The 23,876-nt window shown below is 67.4% G+C and carries 23 protein-coding genes and 2 tRNA genes; 13 read left to right on the plus strand and 12 right to left on the minus strand.

Going from position 1 to position 23,876, the window contains the following annotated elements; all coding sequences use genetic code 11:
• Positions 1-9: 9 nt before the first annotated feature.
• Positions 10-1,587 (plus strand): lysine--tRNA ligase, encoded by a 1,578-nt coding sequence (locus tag CEW88_RS03155; RefSeq protein ID WP_108964646.1) that lies wholly within the window; start codon positions 10-12, stop codon positions 1,585-1,587.
• A gap of 187 nt (positions 1,588-1,774) precedes the next feature.
• Positions 1,775-4,063, plus strand: coding sequence for a right-handed parallel beta-helix repeat-containing protein (locus CEW88_RS03160; RefSeq protein WP_108964647.1), 2,289 nt, complete (start codon positions 1,775-1,777; stop codon positions 4,061-4,063).
• A 57-nt stretch (positions 4,064-4,120) separates the two neighbouring features.
• Here CEW88_RS03160 and CEW88_RS03165 read toward each other — a convergent pair whose 3' ends face one another.
• Positions 4,121-4,789, minus strand: coding sequence for a hypothetical protein (locus tag CEW88_RS03165; RefSeq protein ID WP_108964648.1), 669 nt, complete (start codon positions 4,787-4,789; stop codon positions 4,121-4,123).
• Positions 4,790-4,973: 184 nt separating this feature from the next.
• Here CEW88_RS03165 and parA point away from each other — a divergent pair, with 184 nt between their 5' ends.
• Both parA and CEW88_RS03175 read left to right on the plus strand, forming a co-directional pair.
• Positions 4,974-5,615 (plus strand): ParA family partition ATPase, encoded by a 642-nt coding sequence (gene parA / locus CEW88_RS03170; RefSeq protein ID WP_108964649.1) that lies wholly within the window; start codon positions 4,974-4,976, stop codon positions 5,613-5,615.
• Positions 5,616-5,635: 20 nt separating this feature from the next.
• Positions 5,636-6,487, plus strand: coding sequence for a DUF6206 family protein (locus tag CEW88_RS03175; protein ID WP_368074600.1), 852 nt, complete (start codon positions 5,636-5,638; stop codon positions 6,485-6,487).
• 175 nt (positions 6,488-6,662) lie between these two features.
• On the opposite strand, the gene fsa is transcribed toward CEW88_RS03175, so the two are convergent.
• The gene (gene fsa / locus CEW88_RS03180; RefSeq protein WP_108964650.1) at positions 6,663-7,316 is read right to left on the minus strand and encodes a fructose-6-phosphate aldolase; all 654 of its coding nucleotides are present in this window, start codon (positions 7,314-7,316) and stop codon (positions 6,663-6,665) included.
• Positions 7,317-7,423: 107 nt separating this feature from the next.
• On the opposite strand from fsa, the gene CEW88_RS03185 reads away from it, so the two are divergent.
• Positions 7,424-9,613 (plus strand): primosomal protein N', encoded by a 2,190-nt coding sequence (locus CEW88_RS03185; RefSeq protein ID WP_108964651.1) that lies wholly within the window; start codon positions 7,424-7,426, stop codon positions 9,611-9,613.
• 20 nt (positions 9,614-9,633) lie between these two features.
• On the opposite strand, the gene CEW88_RS03190 is transcribed toward CEW88_RS03185, so the two are convergent.
• Positions 9,634-10,092 (minus strand): Lrp/AsnC family transcriptional regulator, encoded by a 459-nt coding sequence (locus tag CEW88_RS03190; protein WP_193989052.1) that lies wholly within the window; start codon positions 10,090-10,092, stop codon positions 9,634-9,636.
• A gap of 87 nt (positions 10,093-10,179) precedes the next feature.
• Here CEW88_RS03190 and CEW88_RS03195 point away from each other — a divergent pair, with 87 nt between their 5' ends.
• From CEW88_RS03195 to CEW88_RS03205, 3 genes are all read left to right on the plus strand, one after another.
• The gene (locus CEW88_RS03195) at positions 10,180-11,307 is read left to right on the plus strand and encodes a type III PLP-dependent enzyme (protein ID WP_108964652.1); all 1,128 of its coding nucleotides are present in this window, start codon (positions 10,180-10,182) and stop codon (positions 11,305-11,307) included.
• A gap of 81 nt (positions 11,308-11,388) precedes the next feature.
• Positions 11,389-13,680 (plus strand): xanthine dehydrogenase family protein molybdopterin-binding subunit, encoded by a 2,292-nt coding sequence (locus CEW88_RS03200; protein ID WP_108964653.1) that lies wholly within the window; start codon positions 11,389-11,391, stop codon positions 13,678-13,680.
• 253 nt (positions 13,681-13,933) lie between these two features.
• On the plus strand, positions 13,934-14,386 hold the full coding sequence (locus CEW88_RS03205; RefSeq protein ID WP_108967508.1) for a CoA-binding protein: 453 nt from the start codon (positions 13,934-13,936) through the stop codon (positions 14,384-14,386).
• A gap of 171 nt (positions 14,387-14,557) precedes the next feature.
• Here the strand turns inward: CEW88_RS03205 and CEW88_RS03210 are convergent, their stop codons facing one another.
• The 3 genes from CEW88_RS03210 to CEW88_RS03220 form a co-directional block, all read right to left on the minus strand.
• Positions 14,558-14,872 carry a phosphoribosyl-ATP diphosphatase gene (locus CEW88_RS03210; protein ID WP_108967509.1) on the minus strand — a complete coding sequence of 105 codons (315 nt, stop codon included), beginning with the start codon at positions 14,870-14,872 and terminating at the stop codon, positions 14,558-14,560.
• A 20-nt stretch (positions 14,873-14,892) separates the two neighbouring features.
• Positions 14,893-15,651, minus strand: coding sequence for an imidazole glycerol phosphate synthase subunit HisF (gene hisF / locus CEW88_RS03215; protein WP_108964654.1), 759 nt, complete (start codon positions 15,649-15,651; stop codon positions 14,893-14,895).
• A 144-nt stretch (positions 15,652-15,795) separates the two neighbouring features.
• Complete coding sequence (locus CEW88_RS03220; RefSeq protein ID WP_108964655.1) at positions 15,796-17,355, minus strand: bifunctional metallophosphatase/5'-nucleotidase; 1,560 nt, start codon at positions 17,353-17,355, stop codon at positions 15,796-15,798.
• Positions 17,356-17,703: 348 nt separating this feature from the next.
• Between CEW88_RS03220 and CEW88_RS03230 the strand changes: the two genes are divergently transcribed.
• Genes CEW88_RS03230 through CEW88_RS03245 form a run of 4 tightly spaced genes read left to right on the plus strand, consistent with a single transcriptional unit; the run spans position 17,704 to position 20,553 of the window.
• The gene (locus CEW88_RS03230; protein ID WP_108964657.1) at positions 17,704-18,045 is read left to right on the plus strand and encodes a DUF952 domain-containing protein; all 342 of its coding nucleotides are present in this window, start codon (positions 17,704-17,706) and stop codon (positions 18,043-18,045) included.
• Positions 18,045-19,103, plus strand: a complete 1,059-nt coding sequence (locus tag CEW88_RS03235; protein ID WP_108967511.1) for a quinone-dependent dihydroorotate dehydrogenase — start codon at positions 18,045-18,047, stop codon at positions 19,101-19,103. Before CEW88_RS03230 ends, CEW88_RS03235 begins: the two co-directional genes overlap by 1 nt.
• A complete protein-coding gene (gene arsC, locus CEW88_RS03240) occupies positions 19,100-19,438 on the plus strand; it encodes an arsenate reductase (glutaredoxin) (protein WP_108964658.1) in 339 nt (112 codons plus the stop codon). Before CEW88_RS03235 ends, arsC begins: the two co-directional genes overlap by 4 nt.
• Positions 19,439-19,449: 11 nt before the next feature.
• Positions 19,450-20,553 (plus strand): THUMP domain-containing class I SAM-dependent RNA methyltransferase, encoded by a 1,104-nt coding sequence (locus CEW88_RS03245; protein ID WP_108964659.1) that lies wholly within the window; start codon positions 19,450-19,452, stop codon positions 20,551-20,553.
• On the opposite strand, the gene CEW88_RS03250 is transcribed toward CEW88_RS03245, so the two are convergent.
• The 4 genes from CEW88_RS03250 to hisB form a co-directional block, all read right to left on the minus strand.
• On the minus strand, positions 20,532-20,828 hold the full coding sequence (locus tag CEW88_RS03250; RefSeq protein WP_108964660.1) for a hypothetical protein: 297 nt from the start codon (positions 20,826-20,828) through the stop codon (positions 20,532-20,534). The two genes, CEW88_RS03245 and CEW88_RS03250, sit on opposite strands and share 22 nt — an antisense overlap.
• A complete protein-coding gene (gene hisA / locus CEW88_RS03255) occupies positions 20,825-21,547 on the minus strand; it encodes a 1-(5-phosphoribosyl)-5-[(5-phosphoribosylamino)methylideneamino]imidazole-4-carboxamide isomerase (protein WP_108964661.1) in 723 nt (240 codons plus the stop codon). Before hisA ends, CEW88_RS03250 begins: the two co-directional genes overlap by 4 nt.
• 102 nt (positions 21,548-21,649) lie before the next feature.
• The gene (hisH, locus tag CEW88_RS03260) at positions 21,650-22,285 is read right to left on the minus strand and encodes an imidazole glycerol phosphate synthase subunit HisH (RefSeq protein WP_108964662.1); all 636 of its coding nucleotides are present in this window, start codon (positions 22,283-22,285) and stop codon (positions 21,650-21,652) included.
• A gap of 110 nt (positions 22,286-22,395) precedes the next feature.
• A complete protein-coding gene (hisB, locus tag CEW88_RS03265) occupies positions 22,396-22,983 on the minus strand; it encodes an imidazoleglycerol-phosphate dehydratase HisB (protein WP_108964663.1) in 588 nt (195 codons plus the stop codon).
• A gap of 144 nt (positions 22,984-23,127) precedes the next feature.
• On the opposite strand from hisB, the gene CEW88_RS03270 reads away from it, so the two are divergent.
• Entirely contained in the window at positions 23,128-23,367 is a 240-nt protein-coding gene (locus CEW88_RS03270) for an Lrp/AsnC ligand binding domain-containing protein (protein WP_108964664.1), read from the plus strand.
• 163 nt (positions 23,368-23,530) lie between these two features.
• On the opposite strand, the gene CEW88_RS03275 is transcribed toward CEW88_RS03270, so the two are convergent.
• Positions 23,531-23,605, minus strand: a tRNA-Gly gene (locus tag CEW88_RS03275).
• A gap of 85 nt (positions 23,606-23,690) precedes the next feature.
• Positions 23,691-23,765, minus strand: a tRNA-Gly gene (locus CEW88_RS03280).
• Positions 23,766-23,876: the final 111 nt, after the last annotated feature.

A 23,876-nucleotide genomic window follows, 5' to 3' on the forward strand; every position in this document is an offset into this window, starting at 1 on the left:
TGTTTTCTCATGTCCGAACTGCGCGACGCAGCAATGAGCTCGAAGGCCTGGCCCTTTGAAGAGGCGCGCCGGGTGCTGAAACGCTACGAGAAGACGCCGCCCGAGAAGGGATACGTGCTGTTCGAGACCGGCTACGGTCCGTCGGGGCTGCCGCATATCGGCACCTTCGGCGAGGTTGCGCGCACGACGATGATCCGCCGCGCCTTCGAGGTGATCTCGGACATTCCGACCCGGCTGATCTGTTTCTCGGACGACATGGACGGGATGCGCAAGGTGCCCGAGAACGTGCCGAACCAGGCGCTCTTGCAGGAGAACCTGCAGCGCCCGCTGACCTCGGTGCCGGACCCCTTCGAGGAGTTCGAGAGCTTCGGTCATCACAACAACGCCATGCTGCGCCGCTTCCTCGATACCTTCGGGTTCGAGTACGAGTTCTATTCGGCCACAGATTTCTACAAGTCCGGCCAGTTCGACGAGATCCTGCTGCGCTGCTGCGAGAGATACGATGATCTGATGAAGATCATGCTCAAATCGCTGCGCGAGGAGCGGGCCTCGACCTATTCGATCTTCCTGCCCATCCACCCCGAGACCGGCCGCGTGCTCTATGTGCCGGTGAAGCACGTCGACGCCGCCGAGGGCACCATCACCTTTGACGATGACGACGGCAAGGAGTGGACGGTCCCGGTGACCGGCGGCAACGTGAAGCTGCAGTGGAAGCCCGACTTCGGCGCCCGCTGGGCGGCGCTCGGCGTCGACTTCGAGATGTACGGCAAGGATCACTCGACCAACACGCCGATCTACGACGGCATCTGCCGCACGCTCGGCGTGCGCGCGCCCGAGCATTTCACCTACGAGCTCTTCCTCGACGAGAACGGCGAGAAGATCTCGAAATCCAAGGGCAACGGGCTGTCGATCGACGAGTGGCTGACCTATGCCTCTTCGGAGTCGCTGTCCTACTTCATGTTCCAGAAGCCGAAGACCGCGAAGCGGCTCTGGTGGGACGTGATCCCGAAGGCGATGGACGAGTACCACCAGCAGCTCCGCGCCTATCCGACGCAGGACGTAAAAGCGCGGCTCGCCAACCCGGTGTGGCATATCCACGGCGGCGATGTGCCCGAATCGAAGATGGTCGTGCCCTTCTCGATGCTGCTCAACCTCGCCTCGGCCGCAGGTGCCGAGGACAAGGATGCGATGTGGGGCTTCATTCGCCGCTACGCGCCCGACGCCGCGCCGAAGACCCACCCGGATCTCGACGCCGCAGCGGGCTTTGCGGTGCGCTACTTCAACGACTTCGTGAAGCCGACCAAGCAGTTCCGCGCCCCCACCGATCAGGAGCGCGTGGCGATGGAGGATCTCGCGACGCAGCTCGAGGGCTACGAGGGCGCGGTCGACGACGAGTCGCTGCAGACGCTGGTCTTTTCGGTCGGCAAGGAGCACGGCTTCGAGAACCTGCGCGCATGGTTCCAGGCGCTCTACGAGGTCTTGCTGGGCCAGAGCCAGGGGCCGCGCTTTGGCGGGTTCATCGCGCTTTACGGCGTCACCGAGACCGCCGCACTGATCCGCAAGGGTCTGGCGGGCGAGCTGGGCTGAAATTCCTGACAGCTTGAGTTGAAAGGGCCTTCCCGAGCGATCGGGGAGGCCCTTTTTCATTGCTTGGCCCCGCCGTTGCGCGGGCAGGGCACGGTACTGCCAAAGCGCTTTAACTTCTGCCCGTCAGCCTTGTCTTCCGTGGGATCGGCACGACCCCGCGAGGCGACAGAGAGCAGAGGTGCAAGCCATGAACATTGCGGTGACCGACGGGGTGGTGCTGACCCCCACGCCATTTTCCGAAGGGCTGGGTGTCTGGTCGCGGGGTGACGGGCGGCCCGGATCGGACACCTATGCCTCCTATCCCTCGGCGGCCTTCGTCCCGGCGGATGCGGATTTCGGTGGCTGTCTCGAACTGCAGAAGGCCGAGCCGACGCAGAAGCTGCGCTACATGGGGCAGACGCCGATCCTACCCGGGGTCTACCTGCGGATCACTGCACGGGTGAAGGCGGTCTCGGGCAACCTGCCCTCGGTGCGCATCGCAGGCTGGGCGGGCAGCGGCAGCGATGTCGAGGTGACCGGCCTGCCGATGCTTGGGCCTTCGGTCGCGCTGACCAGCTACAGCGAGGTGGTCGAGGTCTCGGCCATTGTCGGAACCGGATCACGCGGCGGCGTCGACATGGTCTGGGGCATGGCGCCAAGCTATGGCCACTTCGGGCTCGACCTGACCGGGCTCAGCGGCGGGGTGGTGCGGATCGACGATCTTCGGATCGAGGATGTGACCGGGGACTTCCTGCGCGGCATGATGGCCAGCGTCGATGTGCGGGACTACGGCGCACGCGGCGATGGCAGCACCGACGACAGCGCGGCCTTCGAGGCTGCCGACGCCGCGGCCGACGGGCGGCAGATCGTGGTGCCCGCGGGGACCTACCGGCTTGCCAGCTCGGTGACGCTGGAGAACCCAGTGCGTTTCGAGGGGCAGGTGAGCATGCCGGCCTCGGCGATCCTGTCGTTGACCCGGGACTTCCACTTCCCTGCCTATCTCGCGGCCTTCGGCGGGGACGAGGCGCTTGCGCTGGCCAAGGGGCTGCAGTCGCTGCTCAACAACGCCGACCACGAAAGTTTCGATCTCTGCGGGCGACGGGTGTCGCTGAGCGCGCCGCTCGACGTGCGGGCGGCAGTCAACAATCGCGACACCTATTCCCAGCGCCGGGTTCTGCGCAACGGTCAGCTCCGTGCCGAGGCGGGCGGAGGCTGGGACCCGGCCAGCGTCACCGGAACCGCGACCTACGCGGCCGCCAACCCCTGGCAGCTGACCAATGTGTCGAACATCGCAAATATCGAGGTGGGCAGCCTGGTGACCGGCGCCGGGGTGGGGCGCGAGATCTACGTGAAGGACAAGAACGTCGGCGCCGCGACGATCACCCTGTCGCAGCCGCTCTCGGACGCGATCGGCACGCAGGGTTATACCTTCACCCGCTTCCGCTACCTGCTCGATTTCTCGGGCTTCACCAAGCTCGAGAAATTCGAGATCGAGGGCGTGGAATTCCAGTGCTCCGAAGTGGCGAGCGGGGTGATGCTGCCGCCCGCAGGCACGGTCAACGTCATCCGCAGTTGCGTCTTCAACCGTCCCGGTCACCGAGGCATCACCTCGCCGGGCGACGGCTGTCAGGGGCTGCTGGTCGATCACAACCAGTTCCTGAGCGCCGAGGCCGATCTTGCCACCACGAGCCGCCAGTCAGTGGCGATCAACACCAACGCCAACGACGTGAAGATCCGCAACAATCGCGCCTCGCAGTTCCGCCATTTCGCGGTGGTTTCGGGGGCGCATGCGGTGATCTCGGGCAATCATTTCTTCCAGGGCGACGACAGCGGCGCGGGCATTCGCTCGGCGGGGATTGTGCTTTGCCTGCGCGCCTGCAACACGACGATCACCGGAAATTACATCGACAACTGCTTTATCGAATGGACCAACGAGCGCGAGCCGGAGCCCGATTTTACCGGCGGCTTCGGTTTCGCGGGCCTGTCGCTGACCGGCAATGTCATGCTCTGCTCGGATGTCGCCGAGTGGTTCTCCTTTCTGGTGGTGAAGCCCTATGGCACAGGCCACATGGTCAACGGGCTCACCCTGTCGGGGAACCTCTTTCGCTGCGTCGGCGGGACGATCGTGCGGGTGGACCGGGTCGACACTTCCTTCGCATCCTTGAACCTGAATGCGATGCGGCGGGTTTTCTTCGGCGCGAACACCTTTCACAATGTCGAGCTGCAGACCGAGAACCCGCTGCAGGTCGCCCATGCGCAGAACAGCCACGCAAGCACATGGGTCGTCGAAACCGGCAACCGGCTACCCTTTGGCGGGCAGGCGCGCGAGGTGCAGAGCCTCGTGCTGCGCTCGCGCCCGCGCGATGCGGGCGATGCCAGCACCTTTGTCACCCCCTATGCCGTCACCGAGGGCGGCAGCGCAAAGGACGAGGTGCATGTGGTCTGGCCCGAGCCGGTGCGGGGCGATCTGACGATGATGGTGCGGATGGACTACTGAGCCGTGCCGCGATGCAGACGGGCGGGCCGGTGGCGGGCCGCGCCGGCCTCCTGTCCTTCAGAACTCGCTCCAGAGTCCCATGAAGAACCCCGAGCTGTTATCGCCGGTCAGCCCCTGGTTGGCGCCGATCTCGATCTGCAGGCGTCTGCGCAGGGGCAGAACCAGCGAGGGGGCCAAGCGCGCAAAGGCCTCGTCTCCTTGCTGCGCGCCGCTCTGGATTTGGAGGATGAGCCGTGCTTTGCGCGGCAGGCGCAGCCCCAGTGTGAGGTCGAGTTTGTAGTCGGTCCCCTTGGCCTCGCGAATTTCCGCCAGCAGGTCGGCGTTGAGCCAGCTCTGCTCCAGCCCGAAGCCAACCGAGAGCCCCGGTCGCAGGGCCCGCACCCCCTCGATCTGGCCCAGCCCCAGTTCGCCGGCGACGCGCAGCGGACCCGTGCCGAGCAGGGGAAACCGCACGAAGGCCACTGCCTTGCCGCCGCCCGAGATCGCACGCCCCAGATCGGTGCCGAAGGTCAGCCGGCGGCTGGCCCCGTATTCGAGATAAAAGGTGTCATAGCGCATCTCGGCGCGCGGCCAGTTCTGCACTGGCTGATCCTGCGCCCAGGAGAGCCGGGTGGTCGTGCTGGCAAATCCGCGCCCCGGCGGCTGCAGCCAGGCTCCGGCGCGCAGCGGTGTGGCGGCGGTGCCGAGCAGCGTGCAGATCAGGGCGTGCAAGAGCAGGTGCCGCATCGGAAGCCTCCTGCCAGGCAGCATGGCGGAATTGTCCTTAATGTCGGGTGAATCCCTGCGCCGAAGCGTTCCGGCAGAACGCCTCACCCCGCGTCATCTGGCCACTGGACGGGGGGCCGTCTTCGGCTATGCTGCAGGTGCGAAATGGCCCGGCGCGGGCCGTCGCATCGCATGGGGGGCTTTCATGACCGGATCGGTGATCACCGTCGCGCAGCAGAAGGGGGGCTCGGGCAAGACCACGCTCTCGGCCAATCTCGCCATCGGCTTCCTTGCGCAGGGCAAATCCGTGGCCTTGGTCGACATTGACCCGCAGGGCAGCCTCGGGCGCTGGTTCATGACCCGGCTGGAGCGCGACCCCGGCGCGCTCGGGACATTGGAGTTTGCCACGTCTTCGGCCTGGGGGGTGACTTACGAATGCCGCAAGCTGGCGGCGAGCCACGACGTGGTGATCGTCGACACACCGCCAAAGGCCGACAGCGATCTGCGCCCGGCGCTGCGCGCCGCCGACCTGGTGGTGGTGCCCGTTTCGATGAGCCATCTCGACCTCTGGGCCACCGAGGGGGTGCTCGACCTCGCCCGCCGGGAGAATCGCGCAGCGCTCGTGGTGCTCAACCGCACCCGGCCCGGCACCCGCCTGTCGGGCGAGATCGCCGAGGCTGTGCAGGCGATGGAAGTGCCCATCGCCGCCGCGCAGCTGGCCAACCGGGTGGGCTATGCCGAGGCCTTCGGCCGCGGCCAGAGCGCCGCCGAGGGCCGCAAGACCCCGGCCCGCGCCGAGATCGCCGCCCTGACCGCAGAGGTGGCGGAGGCGCTGGCAAACGGGTAAAGCGGACGGCAACAGGAGACATGACCCAGATGACCGATCACGCCGCGCTCGCCGAGACCATCCGCCGCCACCAGCAGGGGCAGGGTCAGCCGATCTCGCGCCTTGGGTATTTCTGCGCCCCCTTCCGGCCGGTGGACGGCCCCTTCGCCGACAAGGTGGTCAAGGTCTACCGGGGCCTGCCCGACGGCGCGGCGCTGGAGCGGCTGGCACGGGCGCATGATGCCTATGTCGCAGCGCTGCAGAAAACCGGCGTGCCGCTGCCGCAGACCGAGTTCCTGCTGATGGAAACCGGGCAGGGCCGGGTGCCGGTGATCCTGCAGGAGGCGCTGCCCGAGAGCGCGCTGATGCGCCCGCGCATGCAGCGCGAGGATCTGGCCTCGACGCTGGCGATGATGGAAAGCGCCGGGCAGGTGATCGCGCAGTTCTGGAACAACGCCGACCAGATCGAGGGCCGCATCGGCTTCCATCCCTCGATCCGCAACTTCGCGGTGGTGGAGGGGCAGGCGATCTTCTACGACACCTTCCCGCCGCTGATCGGCTACAGCCGCGACGAGATGGGCGAGCTGCTGCTGCAGTTCTCAGAAAAGCGCCTGATGCGCTGGGTCGGGCCTTTCCTCAAGTCCAAGGTGACCGGCATCCAGGATGAATGGTACTCGGCCCCCGAGACGCTCGTCGGCCTCGTCGGCTCGGCCTGCCGGCTGCGCCCCGAGCACGCCGATGCCTATCTCGACTGGGGCCGCGACTTCGCCCCGCGCGCCATGCCGCGCTTCGCCGAGGAGGCGCTCGAAGGGCTGTCGCAGCCGCCGCGCCTGCCGGGTTACTGGACCGGCTTCCGCAAGCTGCTGGGCCTGCAGGGCGAGCCCAACCTCTGAGCGCGACGCCGGCCCCACTAACTATGAATTAACCAATCTGCGCGCAGGTTGACCGCGCGGTAGAGGTTCGCGAGCCGATGACCGCAAGACGAGGAGCCCCGCGCAGGGAAGGAGCGCGTGCAACGAAAAAGGCCCGCCTCCGAAGAGACGGGCCCTGATGTCCGGGTTTGCCGAATCAGACGATCTTGATTCCGGCCTTCTCGGCGTCCGCGAGGAAGGCGGAGAGGCCCTTGTCGGTCAGCACGTGGTTCGCCATGGCCTTGATCACCGAGGGCGGCGCGGTGCAGACGTCGGCACCGATCTTGGCACATTCCGACATGTGGTTGGCCGAGCGGATCGAGGCGGCCAGCACCTGGGTCTCGTAGCCGTAGTTGTCATAGATCGCGCGGATGTCGGCGATCAGCTGCAGACCGTCGAGGTTCAGGTCATCGAGGCGGCCGATGAACGGCGAGATGAAGGTCGCGCCGGCCTTGGCGGCGAGCAGCGCCTGGTTGGCCGAGAAGCAGAGCGTCACGTTGACCATGTTGCCCTCTTCCGAGAGCACCTTGCAGGCCTTGAGCCCGTCCCAGGTCAGCGGCACCTTCACGGCGATGTTCGGCGCGATCTCGGCCAGCTTGCGGCCTTCCTCGATCATCGCCTCGGCGTCGATTGCGACCACTTCCGCAGAGACCGGGCCAGGGACCAGTTCGCAGATTTCCTTGGTGACCTCGAGGATGTCACGGCCGGACTTGGCGATCAGAGAGGGGTTGGTGGTGACGCCATCCACCATGCCGAGCTCGTGAAGCTCGCGGATTGCGTCCACGTCAGCGGTATCGACAAAGAATTTCATCTGAGTAAGCCCTCCAGGCTTGGCTTGGCATTCGGTCGCGCCTGTCTTACCTCATGCAGTGAGGGGCGGGAACCCCCTTGGAAATAGCGCTAACGGACCTGCCCTCAATGGATGACTTCTACGACGAAGGCACGCTGATCTCGGTGCTGACCACGCAGCCCCTTGACCGGCTGCTGGACTACAAGGCGCCGGTGGGGGGCTGCGCGCAGGGGTCCTACGTCGAGGTGCCGCTGGGGCCGCGCAAGGTGCTGGGCGTGGTCTGGGGGCCGGGGCAGGGAGGGTTCGACCCGGCCAAGGTCCGCGCCGCCTTCCGGGTGCTCGATGCGCCCCCCATGCGTGCCGAGCTGCGCGAGTTTCTCGAACGTGCCGCCGATTACACGCTGACCCCGCGCACCGCCATGCTGCGCCTTGCCACCCGCGCGCCGGGGCTCGGCGACGGGCCGGCGATGCGCAAGATCTACCGCCGCGGCGAGGCCGAGCCGGACCGGATGACCGATGCCCGGCGCCGGGTGCTGGAGGTGCTCGACGAGATGGGCGGCCTGTCGCTGACACTCAAAGAGCTGGCCGATGCCGCCGGGGTGACCTCTTCGGTGGTCAAGGGTCTCGCCAAGCAGGGGGCGGTGCGCGAGGAGGAGGCGCCGCGCGATACCGCCTTTGCCCGGCTCGATCCCGACTACGGCGGCAAGGCGCTGACCGAGGATCAGGCCGCCGCCGCCGAGGTGCTGCGCGACGGTGTGCGTTCGGGCAGCTATGGTACGGTGCTGCTGAAGGGGGTGACCGGCTCGGGCAAGACCGAGGTCTACCTTGAAGCCGTGGCCGAATGCCTGCGCAGGGGCCGACAGGCGCTGGTGCTGCTGCCCGAGATCGCGCTGACCTCGGAGTTCCTCACCCGGGTCGAGGCCCGCTTCGGCGCGCGCCCTGCCGAATGGCACTCGGGCGTCACGGTGACCGAGCGCCGGCGGGTCTGGCGGCAGGTGGCCGAGGGCGGCGCGCAGCTGGTGGTGGGCGCGCGTTCGGCGCTCTTCCTGCCGTTCCGTGACCTGGGCCTGACGGTCGTCGATGAGGAACACGACACCTCCTACAAGCAGGAGGAGGGCGTGCTTTACAACGCCCGCGACATGGCGGTGCTGCGCGCCTCGATCTGCGCGGGGCGGGTGGTGCTGGCCTCTGCGACTCCCTCGCTCGAGAGCTGGGCCAATGCCGACGCGGGCAAGTACCAGCGGCTCGATCTGGTCTCGCGCTTCGGTCCGGCGGTGATGCCGCAGATGCGGGCGCTCGACATGCGCGGCGAGGATCTGCCGGGCAGCCGCTGGATCTCGCCCTCCTTGCAGGCGGCGGTGAAGCGGCGGATCGCGCAGGGTGAACAGTCGCTGCTGTTTCTCAACCGGCGCGGCTATGCCCCGGTCACCATCTGCCGCGCCTGCGGCCACCAGATCGCCTGCCCGCATTGCGACGCGCGCATGGTCGAGCACCGCTTCCAGCAGCGGCTGATCTGCCACCAGTGCGGCGAGAGCACGCCGAAGCCCGAAAAATGCCCCTCCTGCGAGGTCGAGGGCAAGCTGGCGGCGGTGGGGCCGGGGGTCGAGCGGCTGGCCGAGGAGGCAGCCGAGGTCTTTCCCGACGCCCGGCTGGCGGTGCTGTCGTCGGACCTCTTCGGCTCGGCACGGCAGCTCAAGGCCGAGATCGAGAAGATTGCCATGGGCGGGGCCGACATCGTCATCGGCACGCAGCTTGTCGCCAAGGGGCACAACTTTCCCAACCTGACGCTGGTGGGGGTGATCGACGCCGACCTCGGGCTGCAGGGCTCGGACCTGCGGGCGGCGGAGCGGACCTTCCAGCTGATGCGGCAGGTGGCCGGGCGTGCCGGTCGGGCCGAGAAGCCGGGCACGGCGCTCCTGCAGACCTTCCAGCCCGAGCACCCGGTGATCCGGGCGATCCTCTCGGGCGACGAGGAGGGGTTCTGGAAGGCCGAGGCGGACGAGCGCCGCGCGGCCGGGATGCCGCCCTATGGCCGTCTGGCGGGGGTGATCCTGTCCTCGACTGAGGTGCAGGAGGTCTTTGACCTCGGCGCGGCGATGGCACGGCAGGACGGGCCGCTGCGGCGCATCGGAGCGCAGGTCTACGGGCCGGCGCCGGCGCCCATCGCCCGCGTGCGCGGGCGGCACCGGGTGCGGTTGCTGGTCAAGGCGCCGAAGGGCGTCGCGCTGCAGTCGGCGCTCGCCGAATGGGCCGGGCAGTTCCGTCTGAAGGGCGAGTTGCGCATGGCGATCGACATCGACCCGCAGAGCTTTTTCTGAAGGCAGGGCAGCGCGCGCCGCTACCCCGCCCGGTTCAGCTTCGTGCTGAGATGGATCAGGCTCTCTGAGCTTCTTACCCCGCGCGCCTCTGCGATCTTGTCGAGCGTGGCATCGAGCTCCTCGGTGCTGCGGGCGCTCACCTGAACCAGCAGGTCGACCCGCCCCGAGGTCGTATGCGCCGCCTCGACCGCCGGCATCTGGCGCAGCCGGGCGAGAACTTCGGGCTGGCTGCGCGGCTCGATGCACACGAGAACCGTGGCGCGGATCGGCGCCTTCAGCGCGGCGCCGCGGCGCAGGGTGAAGCCGGCGATGATGCCGCGTGCCAGCAGCCGGTCGATACGCGCCTGAACCGTGGTCCGCGCCAGCCCCAGCTTGCGGGCGAGATCGGCCACCGGCAGCCGTGCATCCGCCTCGAGCAGCGCGATGAGCTGCCGGTCGGTTTCGTCAATCTGAATGGTCTTGTCGTCAATCTGTCGCATCACGCCTGACATTCTGTGCCATCTGCCACGCGAATCCGAGCGTTTTCTGCGTCAGTCTGGGAAGAAAAGCGACAGGAGGCAGTGCCCATGCGGATCGATCCCACCCTTTCCCCGACCCCGGAATCCTGGCTCGCGGCCAATGCCCCAGACGAACCGGTGTTCCTTTTCCACCCGGGGAGGCTTGCGGAGGTTGCCCGCGAGTTCCTGACCGGCTTTCCGGGTCTCGTGACCTATGCGGTCAAGGCCAATCCCGCGCCCGAGATGATCCGTGTCTTGCATGCGGCGGGCATCACCGCCTTCGACGTGGCCTCTCCCGCCGAGATGGCGCTGGTCCGGGCCGAGGCGCCGGGGGCGATCTTGCACTACCACAACCCGGTGCGGTCGGCGGCGGAAATCGTGTCGGGTCTGGAGGCGGGTTGCGTCTCGTGGTCGGTGGACCGGATGGCCGAGCTGGAGAAGCTGGCAGGCCTGCCGCGCGGCACCGAGATCGCCGTGCGGCTCAAGCTGCCTGTGGCGGGGGCGGCCTATGACTTCGGCGCCAAGTTCGGAGCCACACCGGAGCAGGCCGTTCAGTTGCTGCGGCGGGTGGAGTCGCTGGGGTTCACCCCCTCGATCACCTTCCACCCGGGCACGCAATGCACCAGCCCCGCGCCTTGGGGACGTTACATCAACGAGGCTGCCGCGGTGGCGCGCTCGGCCGGAGTCACGCTGCACCGGCTCAACGTCGGCGGCGGCTTCCCCGCGCACCGCGATACGGGCAAGCCCGACCTGCAGGCCATCTTCGGCACCATCCGCGAGGCGGCGCAGGGCGCCTTCGACAGTCCACCGCATCTGGTCTGCGAGCCGGGGCGCGCGCTGGCCGCCGAGGCGCTGACGCTGGCCACACGCGTCAAGGGGGTGCACGACGAGGCGGTCTTTCTCAACGACGGCGTCTACGGCGGTCTGGCCGAATGGCGCGACATCGCGCCGATGGACCGGGTCCGCGCGGTCAGCCGCAGCGGCGCCCTCCTCACCGGCGCACAAACCCGCCGCGTGGTCTTCGGTCCGACCTGCGACAGCATCGACCGGCTGCCCGAATTGCTGCCACTGCCATGCGACCTCACGGAAGGCGACTACCTGCTCTTCGAGGGCATGGGGGCCTATTCCCGGGCGCTCGTCACCGGGTTCAATGGCTACGGCGTGCGCAGAGTCGTGGAAATCGAAAATCAGGACTGAGATCACAGTCCCGGGCGCTGGACTCTGCGGCTGCGGCCTCTACAGTCGCGACAAATACGCAGTCGCGGGAGGATCAGTCAGATGGAAAAATTCGGCAAGAGCCAGTCGTTTAAGCGCAGCGAGGACGTACGTTTCCTCACCGGGCATGGCCGTTATGTCGATGATATCGCACCTGACGGGGCGCTGCATGCCTATGTGCTGCGCTCGCCGGTCGCCCATGCGGAGATCGCCAAGCTCGACGTGTCGGACGCGCGCGAGATGCCGGGGGTGCACATGGTGGTGACGGTCGAGGACCTGGTCGCCTCGGGCATGGACATCTCGATGGGCGGCACGGTGATCAAGAACCGCGACGGCAGCAAGGCCGCCGATCCGCTGCGCCCGATCCTGGCGCAGGGGCGCGTGCGCCACGTCGGCGAGCCGGTGGCGCTGATCGTCGCCGAGACGATGATCGAGGCCAAGGATGCCGCCGAGGCCATCGTCTTCGACTTCGACGAACTGCCGGTGCACATGGCGCTGGAGGCGGGCGGCGAGGCGATCCACCCCGAGGCGCCCGACAACCGCGCCTTCGACTTCGGGCTCGGCAACGTGGCCGAGACCGAGGAGGCCTTTGCCAAGGCAGCCAAGGTGGTCAGCCTCGAGGTCGGAGACAACCGCGTCATCGTCAACGCCATGGAGCCGCGCGGCGCCTACGCCGAATGGGACGGCGAGAAACTGCACGTCGCCTTCAACGGGCAGGGTGTCTGGGCGCTGAAATCCGAGCTGGCACAGGCCTTCGGCCTGCCGGTCGAGCAGATCCGCGTCACCAATCCCGACGTCGGCGGCGGCTTTGGCATGAAGGCCCCGGGCTATCCCGAGTATTTCGCCATCGCCTTTGCCGCCAAGGAGCTCGGCCGCCCGGTGCGCTGGATGTCGGACCGCACCGAGGCGATGCTCTCGGACCACGCCGGGCGCGACCTGGTGACGCTGGCCGAGCTGGCCTTCGACGCGGACAACCGCATCCTCGGCTACCGCAACCACACGCGCTGCAACCTCGGTGCCTACAACTCGAACTTCGGGCAGGCGATCCAGACCGCGCTTTACGCCAAGGTGCTCACTGGCACCTATGACATCAAGGCCGCCTACATGCGGGTCGAGGGCTTCTACACCAACACCACGCAGGTCGACGCCTATCGCGGCGCGGGCCGCCCCGAGGCGATCTACACGCTCGAGCGGATCATGGACCGCGCTGCGCGCGAGCTCGGCGTCGATCCGATGGAGTTGCGCCGGATCAACTTCGTACAGGAGTTCCCTTACAAGACCGTCACGGGCGAGAATTACGACGTGGGCGATTTTTCCCGCGTGCTGGCGCATGCCGAGGAGGATGCCGACATCAAGGGCTACCCGGCGCGAAAGGCGGCTTCGGAGGCGCAGGGCAAGCTGCGCGGGCTGGGGCTGTGCTATTACATCGAGAGCATCCTCGGCGACCCCGCCGAGGACGTGAAGGTCGAGTTCACCGAGGATGGCGGTGCAACCATCTATGTCGGTACCCAGTCGAACGGGCAGGGGCACGAGACGGTGTTTGCCAAGTTCCTGTCGGATCACACCGGCATCCCGGCCGAGAAGATCGGCTTCGTGCAGGGGGACAGCGACCTGATCCCGCGCGGCGGCGGTACAGGGGGCTCGCGCTCGGTAACCACGCAGGCGACGGTGACGCTCACCGCGGTGCGCGACATGATCGCGGGCTTTTCGGAGTTTCTTGCGGGCGAGATGGGGGTCGATCCCGACGAGGTGCGATTCGACGACGAGCAGTTCCGCGCAGATGGCTCGAACCTGCACCCGACCATGCTCGAGGCCGCCGCGCTGGCGCGCGAGAAGGGCCGCGAGGACCTGCTGAGCTGGTCGGCCCGCACCGCGATCGACGCCCGCTCCTATCCCAATGGCGCGCATTTCTGCGAGGTGGAGATCGACCCCGAGACCGGCGTCACGCAGGTGGTGAAATATACGGTGGTCGATGATTTCGGCAATCTCATCAATCCGATGCTGGCCGAGGGGCAGGTTCATGGTGGGGTGGTGCAGGGGTTGGGCCAAGCGCTGACCGAGCACACGGTCTACGACGAGGACGGCCAGCTGCTGACTGCGACCTTCATGGATTACGCGATGCCACGCGCCAAGGATTCGCCGTGGATCGCCTTCGATGTCGAGCCGGTGCCGTCGACCGGCAACCCCATGGGCATGAAGGGCTGCGGCGAGGCCGGCACCGTCGGCTCGATGGCCGCCGTGTCCAATGCCGTGCAGGATGCGCTCTGGGAGAAGGGGATTCGTCAGGCCGACATGCCCTTCACCCCGCACCGGGTGTGGCAGATGTTGACCAATGAGGCGATTGCCGCAGAATGATGCGCCAGCACGTCGCGGATGGAAGGTCAAGAATTATTCATCACATGATCGAGAGGGCCCTTCAATCTGTGTCATTTTCGCCTATCTCTGATGCAGAGGCGCGGAACTGGAACCTCCGCGACCCCTTCACTGTCCCTCGTTCCGTAACTTGCGTCCGGGTTTTACCCGGACGCTTTTTCTTTCTGTGGAAGGCCGCGCCGCGCCCGCGCTTCGTGCCTTCCTCTTCCCGCGGCGCTGTGACAGGCTGAAGTTCATGAGCTACTCCGACACCTTTCTCAAAGACATCCTGACCCGCACCCGGGTCATCGCCGTGGTCGGGATCTCGACCAACCCGGTGCGGCCGAGCCACTATGTCTCGCGGTTCCTGCACCAGCGCGGTTATCGGATCATCCCGGTCAACCCGGCGCATGTGGGCCAGACAATCTTCGGCGAGGAGTTCCGCGCCGGACTCTCGGAGATCGACGCACCGGTGGACATGGTGGATATCTTCCGCCGTCACGACGCGGTGCCCTCGGTGGTCGGCGCGGCGCTGTCGCACCTGCCGCAGCTGCGCACCATCTGGATGCAGCTCGGCGTCGCGCATGCGGAGGCCGCTGCGAAGGCCGAGGGCAAGGGCGTTGACGTGGTCCAGGACCGCTGCACCAAGATCGAATACGAACGGCTCCTCGGCGCAGCCGTGCCGCTGGCCGAGGTGACCGGCGGCTGACCTCGGCAGGGGGCTCTACCCCCGCCGCGCTGCGCGTGTTCCTCTCCGAGTATTCTTGCTCAGAAGGCATGCGGAACAGGATCCGCCGCAGCGCAGCGCGTTTTGTCTCTTTGTAAATACGCCGGGGATGCGCCGCGCAGCTGCGAGGGGCAGCGCCGCATTGCGCGGGGATCAGTCCTTGGGGCGGGCGGCCTTTTCGGCGAGGCCGGAGCGGCTTTGGCGGCGCTGCAGCTCGGCCATGACCTCAGACAGCGGCAGTTCGCGGGCACGCAGCATCACGAGGAAGTGGAAGAGCACGTCGGCGGCCTCGGAGGCGAGCTTCTCGCGGTCGCCCTTGACCGCCTCGATGATCGCCTCGATGGCTTCCTCGCCGAACTTCTCGGCGCATTTCTCCGGACCCTTGGCCAGCAGCTTGGCGGTCCAGCTCTCGTCGGGCGAGGCGGCGGCGCGGGCGGCGACCACCTCTTCGAGTTTCTCGAGCGTCATCTCGGTCATGTGAGGGCCTCTCAGAGCCGCACCGGAACGCCGGCGGCGGCCATATGGGCCTTGGCCTCGGCGATGGTGTAGGTGCCGAAGTGGAAGATCGAGGCGGCGAGCACCGCCGAGGCATGGCCCTCGGTCACGCCCTCGACCAGATGGTCGAGCGTGCCGACGCCACCCGAGGCGATCACCGGGATCGGCACCGCATCGGCGATGGCGCGGGTGAGCGGCAGGTTGAACCCCGCCTTGGTGCCGTCGCGGTCCATCGAGGTGAGCAGGATTTCCCCCGCGCCCTTGCGCGCCATGGTGATGGCAAATTCAACGGCGTCGATGCCGGTGGGGCGGCGGCCGCCATGGGTGAAGATCTCCCAGCGGCCGGGCGCCACGGTCTTGGCGTCGATGGCGCAGACGATGCACTGGCTGCCGAAATGGTCGGCCGCCTCGGCCACCACGTCGGGATTGGCGACGGCGGCGGAGTTGAACGACACCTTGTCGGCCCCGGCCAGCAGCAGCGCCCGCACGTCGCCGACGGTGCGCACGCCCCCGCCCACGGTGAGCGGGATGAAGCATTGCTCGGCGGTGCGGGTGACCACGTCGAACATCGTGCCGCGGTTTTCATGCGTGGCGTGGATATCGAGGAAACAGATCTCGTCGGCGCCGGCGGCGTCATAGGCTCGGGCAGCGTCGACCGGGTCGCCCGCATCGCGCAGGTCGACGAAGTTGACGCCCTTGACCACGCGGCCATCGGCCACGTCGAGGCAGGGGATGATGCGCGTCTTCAGCATGAGGCCCTGATAGTGCGGAATTTCCCCGGGGGGAAGAGGATGTTGCGGAGACGATCCCCGGTGTGGACCCCGGTGTGGACCCCGGTGTGAAAAGGGGCGCGCCGTCTCCGGCACGCCCCCGCGTCCTGTTGCCCTCGGGGCGGATCACTCGGAAATGGTGATCCGGCCGTCGGTCGCGGGCGTGTAGGGCGTGTTGGCGGCGATGAACTCTGCGGCCACGTCGGCGAGGTCGGGCCCGAAGTCATAGGCCTGCTTGGCGGAGATGAACATCTTGTAGCCGTCGCCGCCGTTGCGCACGAAGTTGTTCGACACAACGCCGTAGGTCTTGGCCTCGTCGAGCGCGGCGCCGCCGACCATCACGTCGGAAATCCGGCTGCCCACTTCTGCCGAGGGGGTTACGGTGAAGCTGATCCCCGAGACCTGCGGGAAGCGGCCGCCGCCTTCCTCCATCTCGCTGACGCCATTCTCCAGCGCTTCCTTGATCACCGCGCCGGTGACCTGGAAGGTCGAAAGCGTGTTCTGGAAGGGCAGCACGGTCAGCACCTCGCCCATGGTCACCTCGCCCGAGTCGATCGAGGCGCGCAGCCCGCCGCCGTTGGTGATCGCGATCTCGATTCCCTGGTCCTTGACCCGGTCGAGCATGGCGTCGGCCACGAGGTTGCCCATCGGGCATTCCTCGGCGCGGCACATGTCGCGGCTGCCGTTGATCTCGTCGGTCGATTCGCCGATCACCTTGTTGCGGATCTCGTCGAGCGGCTTGGCGGCCTCCGAGATGCGCTCCTTGGTGGCGGCATCCTCGGTCACCGCGGCATCCATGATCAGCGGCGCGCCCGAGGCCTCGGTGATGTTGCCCTCGTCGTCGAAAATGACGTTCAACTCGCCGAGGAACTTGCCATAGGCATAGGCCGAGACGATGGCGGTGTCCTTGACCATGGTCGGATAGGGGCCCTCGGCGCCGTCCATGTCGCCGAGCAGCGTGTTGGAATGGCCGCCGACGATCACGTCGACGCCGGTGGTCTCTTCGGCGACCTTGAGGTCGACGTTGTAGCCCGAGTGCGACAACACGACGATCTTGTTGACGCCCTCTTCGGTCAGCTTGTCGACCTCGCTCTGCACGGCGTCGACCGGATTGGTGAAGATCACGTTCTTGCCGGGGCTCGAAAGCTCGTCGGTGTCCTGCGGGGTGAGGCCGATGAGGCCGATCTTCTCGCCGTCCTTCTCGATGATGGTCGATTTCTGGATCTCACCCTTCAGCAGCGTCTCGCCGGAGAGGTCGGCGTTGGACATCAGCACCGGGAAGTCGACGGAATCGACGAAGCCGCGCAGCACCTCGGGGCCGTCGTCGAACTCGTGGTTGCCCACGGTCATCGCGTCGTAACCCATCTGGTTCATCATCTCGGCAGCAAGCCTGCCCTTGTAGTAGGTGTAGAAAAGCGTGCCCTGGAACTGATCGCCGCCATCCACCAGCAGGTAGTTCCCGGCGCGCTCCTTGGCCTCGGTGATGGCGGTCTGCAGGCGGGGCGAGCCGCCGAAGCAGTCGCCGGCAGCATTGTCTTCCTCGCCGCAGGTGGAATCGTACTTGCTGATCGGCTCGAAGCGCGCGTGGAAGTCGTTGGTGTGCAGGATGGTAATCGAATAGTCCGCGCTGGCGGCGCCGGCGGTCAGGGCGAGCGCTGCGGCGCTGGTCAGAAGACGAAGCGACATGGGAATCCTCTCTGTCGGGTTTTTTCTTATCTCCCGATCCTGCAACGGGTTTTACGGGCTGTCAAAACACGTTGGGCGAAAATTTGGCGCAATGCCCGGCGATGGATCAGAACGCGGGCAAGTGTCCATGGACCCTCGCATATTCCGGAGGGCCGGCGGTCAAACTGTCGCCGCGCCCCCTTCTGTCCGCGACCTGCCGCGGGTCTTGCTCACAGCCCAAATGGTGACCCGGATGACCGTCATGTACGTCCCGGGGGCGCTGCCGGGGCCGACGCTGAGCGCGGTTTCGCCCAATGAGGGTTGACTGCGGGGATTGACCGGGACGGGGTTCCACGGCATCAGCCCTGCATGCTGATCTACAAAATCCTCCGGGCCGACGAATGGGCGGCGCTGCAGGCGCAGGGTGAGACCGCCGGTGCGCCGATCGACGTGGCCGATGGCTACATCCATTTCTCCACCGCCGAGCAGGTGCGGGAGACGGCGGCGAAGCATTTCGCCGGTGTCGAGGGGCTGCACCTGCTCTGCTATGAGGTCGAGGAGTTCGGCGACAGGATCACCTGGGAGCCGTCGCGGGGCGGGGCGCTCTTCCCGCATCTCTATTCCGCGCTGCCGCTGGCCGGGCTACTGTGGTCGCGTCCGCTGCCGGTGGGCGAGGGCGGGGCGCATGAGTTTCCGGACGGTCTGGCATGATGAGATTCCTCGAAAAGGCGGGTCTGCCGCTCTTGCACAAGGTCGACCCCGAGCAGGCGCACGGGCTGGCGATCATGGCGCTGAAGATGGGCATGGCCCCGGCGCCGGGGCTGATCACCTCGGACCGCCTGCGCTGCGATCTGGCGGGGCTGAAGCTGCCCAACCCGATCGGGCTGGCCGCCGGCTTCGACAAGAACGCCGCGGCGTTGCAGGGCCTGTCGCGGGCCGGCTTCGGCTTCGTCGAGGTCGGCGCGGTCACGCCGCGCCCGCAGCCGGGCAACCCCAAGCCGCGGCTCTTTCGCCTGACCGAGGACCGCGCGGCGATCAACCGTTTCGGCTTCAACAACGAGGGTATGGAGGTGGTTGCGCGGCGACTGGTCCAGCGCCCGAGCGGCATGGTGCTGGGTCTCAACCTCGGCGCCAACAAGGACAGCGAGGACCGCGCGGCGGATTTCGCCAAGGTACTGTCGCGGTGCGGCGAGCATCTGGATTTCGCCACCGTCAACGTCAGCTCGCCCAACACCGAGCGGCTGCGCGACCTGCAGGGCAAGGACGCGCTGGCGGCGCTACTGGGCGGGGTCATGGACGCGCGGGCGCATCTCGACGACCGCATCCCGGTGTTCCTCAAGATCGCGCCCGATCTCGACGAGCAGGGTCTGAAGGACGTGGCCGAGGTCGCCATGGCCTCCAAGGTCGACGCGGTGATCGCCACCAACACCACCCTCTCGCGCGAGGGGCTTTCCTCGCCCTTCTCGTCCGAGGCGGGCGGCATGTCGGGCCAGCCCTTGTTCGAGAAATCCACCCGCGTGCTGGCCAAGCTCTCGGAGCTGACCGCGGGCCAGATGCCACTGGTCGGCGTCGGTGGCATCGGCTCGGCCGAGCAGGCCTACCAGAAGATACGCGCGGGGGCCTCTGCGGTGCAGGTCTACACGGCGCTGGTCTTTGGTGGGCTGTCGCTGGTGCAGGACATCGCCGAGGGGCTGGACGCGCTCTTGGCGCGGGACGGCTTCGCCTCGGTCGAGGACGCCGTCGGCACCGGGCGCGGAGACTGGACATGATCCTTTGGCACAACCCGCGCTGCAGCAAGTCGCGCGAGGCGCTGGCCCTGCTGCAGGCCAAGGGCGTCGAGCCGGAGGTGAGGCGCTATCTCGAGGACGCGCCGAGTTTCGATGAGTTGAAGGCGGCGCAGGTCGCGCTCGGCGTTCCGGCGATCGAGATGGTCCGCACAAAGGAAGCCGAGTTCAAGGCGGCGGGGCTGAGCAGGGATAGCGACGACGAGACGTTGCTGCGCGCCATGGCCGAAACGCCGAAGCTGATCGAGCGTCCGGTGGCCTTTGCCAGCGCGCGCGCGGTGATCGGCCGACCGCCCGAGCGCGTGCTCGAGCTGCTCTGACGGGACATGTGATGGACAAGACCTTCGAGATTTTCCTGGCCTGCGCGCCGGGGCTGGAACCCGTTCTGGTGGCCGAGGCAAAATCGCTCGGCTTCGGGCCGCTGAAGCCCGAACAGGGCGGCGTGTCGTTCCAGGGCGGCTGGCCCGAGGTGGCGCGCGCCAACCTCGAACTGCGCGGCGCGGCGCGGGTGCTGGCCCGCATCGGCGGCTTCCCGGCGGTGCATCTGGCCCAGCTCGACAAGCGGGCGCGCAAGTTCCCCTGGGGCGATGTCCTGCGGCCCGACGTGCCGGTGAGGGTCGAGGCGCTGAGCCGCAAGTCGAAGATCTACCACGCCGGGGCCGCCAAGCAGCGGATCGAGCGCGCCATCACCGAGGAGCTTGGCGGGCCGCTCGCCGACGATGGCGTGCGCATCCTCGCGCGGATCGAGGACAATCTCGTGTCGTTCTCCGTCGACACTTCGGGCCAGCCGCTGCACCGGCGCGGGCTCAAGCAGGCGGTCAGCAAGGCGCCGATGCGCGAGACGCTGGCCTCGCTCTTCCTGCGCGCCTGCGGCTACGATGGCAGCGAGCCGGTGCTCGATCCCATGTGCGGCTCGGGCACCTTCCCGATCGAGGCCGCCGAGATCGCCGCCGGCCTGCTGCCGGGCCGGGCGCGCGCCTTCGACTTCGAGCGTCTGGCGGTCTTTGCACCGGCCGATCTCAAGGGGCTGAAGCGGCAGGAGCCTCTGCGGGCACCCAGCTCGCGCTACTACGGCTCGGATCGGGACGCGGGCGCGGTGCGCTTTGCCACCGAGAACGCCGCGCGCGCGGGCGTCACCGACTGGACCCGCTTCGACTGCCGCCCGGTGGCCGATCTGGAACGCCCCGAGGGGCCTCCGGGCCTTGTCATGGTCAATCCGCCCTACGGTGCGCGGATCGGCGAAAAGGGCCCGCTGCACGCGCTGCACGCCTCGCTCGGCACTGTGTTGAAGGAGAGGTTCGCGGGCTGGCGCGTCGGCATCATCACCACCGAACCGGGGCTGGCCAAGGCCACCGGCCTGCGCTTCCTGCCGACCGGCGCGCCGGTGGCGCATGGCAGCCTGAAGGTGAAGCTCTACCGCACCGAGCCGCTCTGACGGCGCCGGATCAGCCGGACCAGCCAGAGCGCCCCCAGCACCATCACGATGAGCCCGGCAAAGGGCAGGGTGAGCAGCGCGAACCAGCCCGACACGAAAACGGTGCTGAGCAGCCCGCCGAGGTCATGGCCGAGCACGAGACAGGGGTAGCTGCCGGCCTCGTCGAGGCGGCAGCCTGCCAATTCAGCGATGGCCGTGGACACGAGAACGCCCGCGACGGGCAGCAGGCAGATCAGCAGTGCCCCAAGCAGGATCAGGGTGAGCGCGCGGCTCACCCCTTCAGCGCGGCCAGCGCCTCTTTCAGGTCGATCGCCCCGTCGTAGAGCGCCCGGCCCGAGATCGCGCCATTGAGCTCTGCGCCGCAGTCGCGCAGCGCAATGAGGTCCGCCAGCTTCGACACGCCGCCCGAGGCGATCACCGGAATCGACACGGCGCGCGCCATGGCGGCGGTGTACTCGATGTTCGGGCCCTGCATGGCGCCGTCGCGGTTGATGTCGGTGTAGATGATCGCCGCCACGCCGTCGTCCTCGAAGCTGCGCGCGAGATCCACCGCATCGACGTCGGTGACCTCGGCCCATCCCTTGGTCGCCACGCGTCCGTCACGTGCATCGATGCCCACCGCGACCTTCCCGGGGAAGGCCTTTGCCGCCTCGCGCACCAGTGCGGGGTTCTCGACCGCCACGGTGCCGAGGATGACCCGCGCGAGGCCCTTGTCGAGCCAGCGCTCGATCGTCGCCATGTCGCGGATGCCGCCGCCGAGCTGCGCCGGAACCTTGGTGCGGGCGAGGATCGCCTCGACCGCCGCGGCGTTCACCGGCTCGCCGGCGAAGGCGCCGTTGAGATCCACGAGGTGCAGCCAGTCGCAGCCCGCCTCGACGAACTCCATCGCCTGCGCGGCGGGATCGTCGTTGAAGACCGTGGCCTTCTCCATGTCGCCGCGCAGCAGGCGCACGGCCTTGCCGTCCTTGAGGTCGATGGCGGGGTAGAGGATCATGGCGCGGCTCCGCAAATTCTGTGACGGCCCCCTATAGCCGCGCCGGGGCGCGCTTTGCAATGCGCGCCGCCCCGATGCGAGGGTGCGTTCCGGGCGCGGCGCTTACGGCGCCCAGGTGAGGAAGTTGCCGATCATCCGCAGGCCGGTGTCGGCGCTCTTCTCGGGGTGGAACTGGAAGCCGAGCATGTTGCCCCGCCCGACGACGGCGGTGATCGTGCCGCCGTAATCGACATGCGCCAGACGGTGCTCGGGGGTCAGCATGCGCATCTGGTAAGAATGCACGAAATACGCGTGATCGCCGGTCTTCACGCCGTCCAGCACCGGGTGCGCGCGGTCGATGACCAGCTCGTTCCAGCCCATGTGCGGCACCTTCAGCGAGGTGTCCGAGGGCAAGATCTTCTCGACCTCGCCGTCGACCCAGCCGAGGCCGGGCGTTTCTTCGTATTCGTGGCCGACACGGGCCATGAGCTGCATGCCGACGCAGATCCCGAGGAAGGGCCGGCCCTTGACGGTCACCGCCTCGACCATGGCGTCGAAACAGCCCGAGAGCCGCAGGGCCTTTGCGCAGGCGGGAAAAGCGCCGTCGCCGGGCAGCACGATCCGGTCCGCCCTGGCAACCACTTCGGGCGCGTCGGTGACCACGACGTCGCCCGCGCCCAGCTCGTGCGCCATGCGCTGAAAGGCTTTTTCGGCGGAATGCAGGTTGCCGCTCTCGTAATCGATGATCGCCGTCAGCATCTCGCCTCCTGTCCGGGCATCGGGTCCGCCCAAGTGTCATGGGTGTTTCTTGTGGGATCAAAGACCCCGGTGAGCGCGAGGGGTTGGCCCCTCGGCTCGGTCGTAAGCGCTCAGAGCGCGCCCTTGGTCGAGGGGATCGCGTCGCTCTTGCGCGGGTCGGGCTCGACCGCCTCGCGCAGGGCGCGGGCCACGGCCTTGAAGGCCGCCTCGACGATGTGGTGCGAGTTGACGCCGTCGATGGCCTCGATGTGCAGGGTGATGCCGCCGTGAGTCGCCAGCGCCTGGAAGAACTCGCGCACCAGCTCGCAATCGAAGGAGCCGATCTTCTCGGTGGGCAGATCGACTTTCCAGACGAGGAAGGGCCGCGCCGAGAGGTCGAGCGCCGCGCGCACCAGCGCGTCATCCATCGGCAAGAGGCAGGAGCCGTAGCGGCGGATGCCGCGCTTGTCTCCAAGCGCCTTGGCCAGCGCCTGGCCGATGGCGATGCCGGTGTCCTCGACGGTGTGGTGGTCGTCGATGTGCAGGTCGCCCTCGGCACGCACCACCATGTCGATCAGCGAATGGCGCGCCAGCTGGTCCAGCATGTGGTCGAAGAACCCCACGCCGGTCTTCATGTCGTAGCTGCCTGTGCCGTCGAGATCGAGGCTTACCTCGATCTTCGTCTCGGCGGTGCTGCGGCTCACCTCGGCCTTGCGCATGGACCATACTCCTCGATGTCTCGCAGGGGCTTATAGGGCGGGGCAGGGCGCAGGCCAAGCCCCGCGCGCGCGTGAGAGGCCGGGCGCGCTTGCGGCGGCGGGAGCGCTGTGACAGCTTGCGCGCATATCATCGAGAGGCCCGCCATGACCACCTGCGTCTTCGTCCAGATCCGCTGCAAGCCCGGCGCCACCTATGAGGTGGCCGACCAGATCGCGCTCCGGGAAATCCATTCCGAGCTCTATTCGACGTCGGGCGAATGGGACCTGCTGCTCAAGCTCTATATCCCCGAAGGTGCCGACGTGGGGCATTTCATCAACGAGAACCTTCTCACGGTGCCGGGAATCGAGCGCACGCTGACCACGCTCACCTTCAAGGCCTTCTGAGCCGGAGCCGGGCGGCCTGAGGGTCGCCCTCTGCTTAGGGTCGCCCTGTGCCTTGGGCGGAGTTCGCGCATTCGCGCAGACGCGAAACACCCGGCGTCGCGTCACCGCGGCCGGACAATCTCGTGTCGTATCTTGAAGGATTTTCCGAAGGGAAAGTGGTGAATGGAGCGGGCGAGGCGATTCGAACGCCCGACCCTTACCTTGGCAAGGTAATGCTCTACCCCTGAGCTACGCCCGCATACCATTCATCATGTGGGTCTTTCGACCCTTGGCCTTTCAGCCAGCCGGCCTCTCACCGGTCCGACTTGCGCCGGAGGTCCAACTGGAGCGGGCGAGGCGATTCGAACGCCCGACCCTTACCTTGGCAAGGTAATGCTCTACCCCTGAGCTACGCCCGCTTCCTTGTTGGTGTGGGCGATTTAGAGTTTCCCGCGGACCTCCGCAAGAGGAAAAATGACCTTTTTCCGGGAAATTTCCCGCGCGGCGAAAAAACCCAATAAGACGCGACG

The organism is Alloyangia pacifica, from assembly GCF_003111685.1.
Classification (GTDB): Bacteria; Pseudomonadota; Alphaproteobacteria; order Rhodobacterales; family Rhodobacteraceae; genus Salipiger; species Salipiger pacificus_A.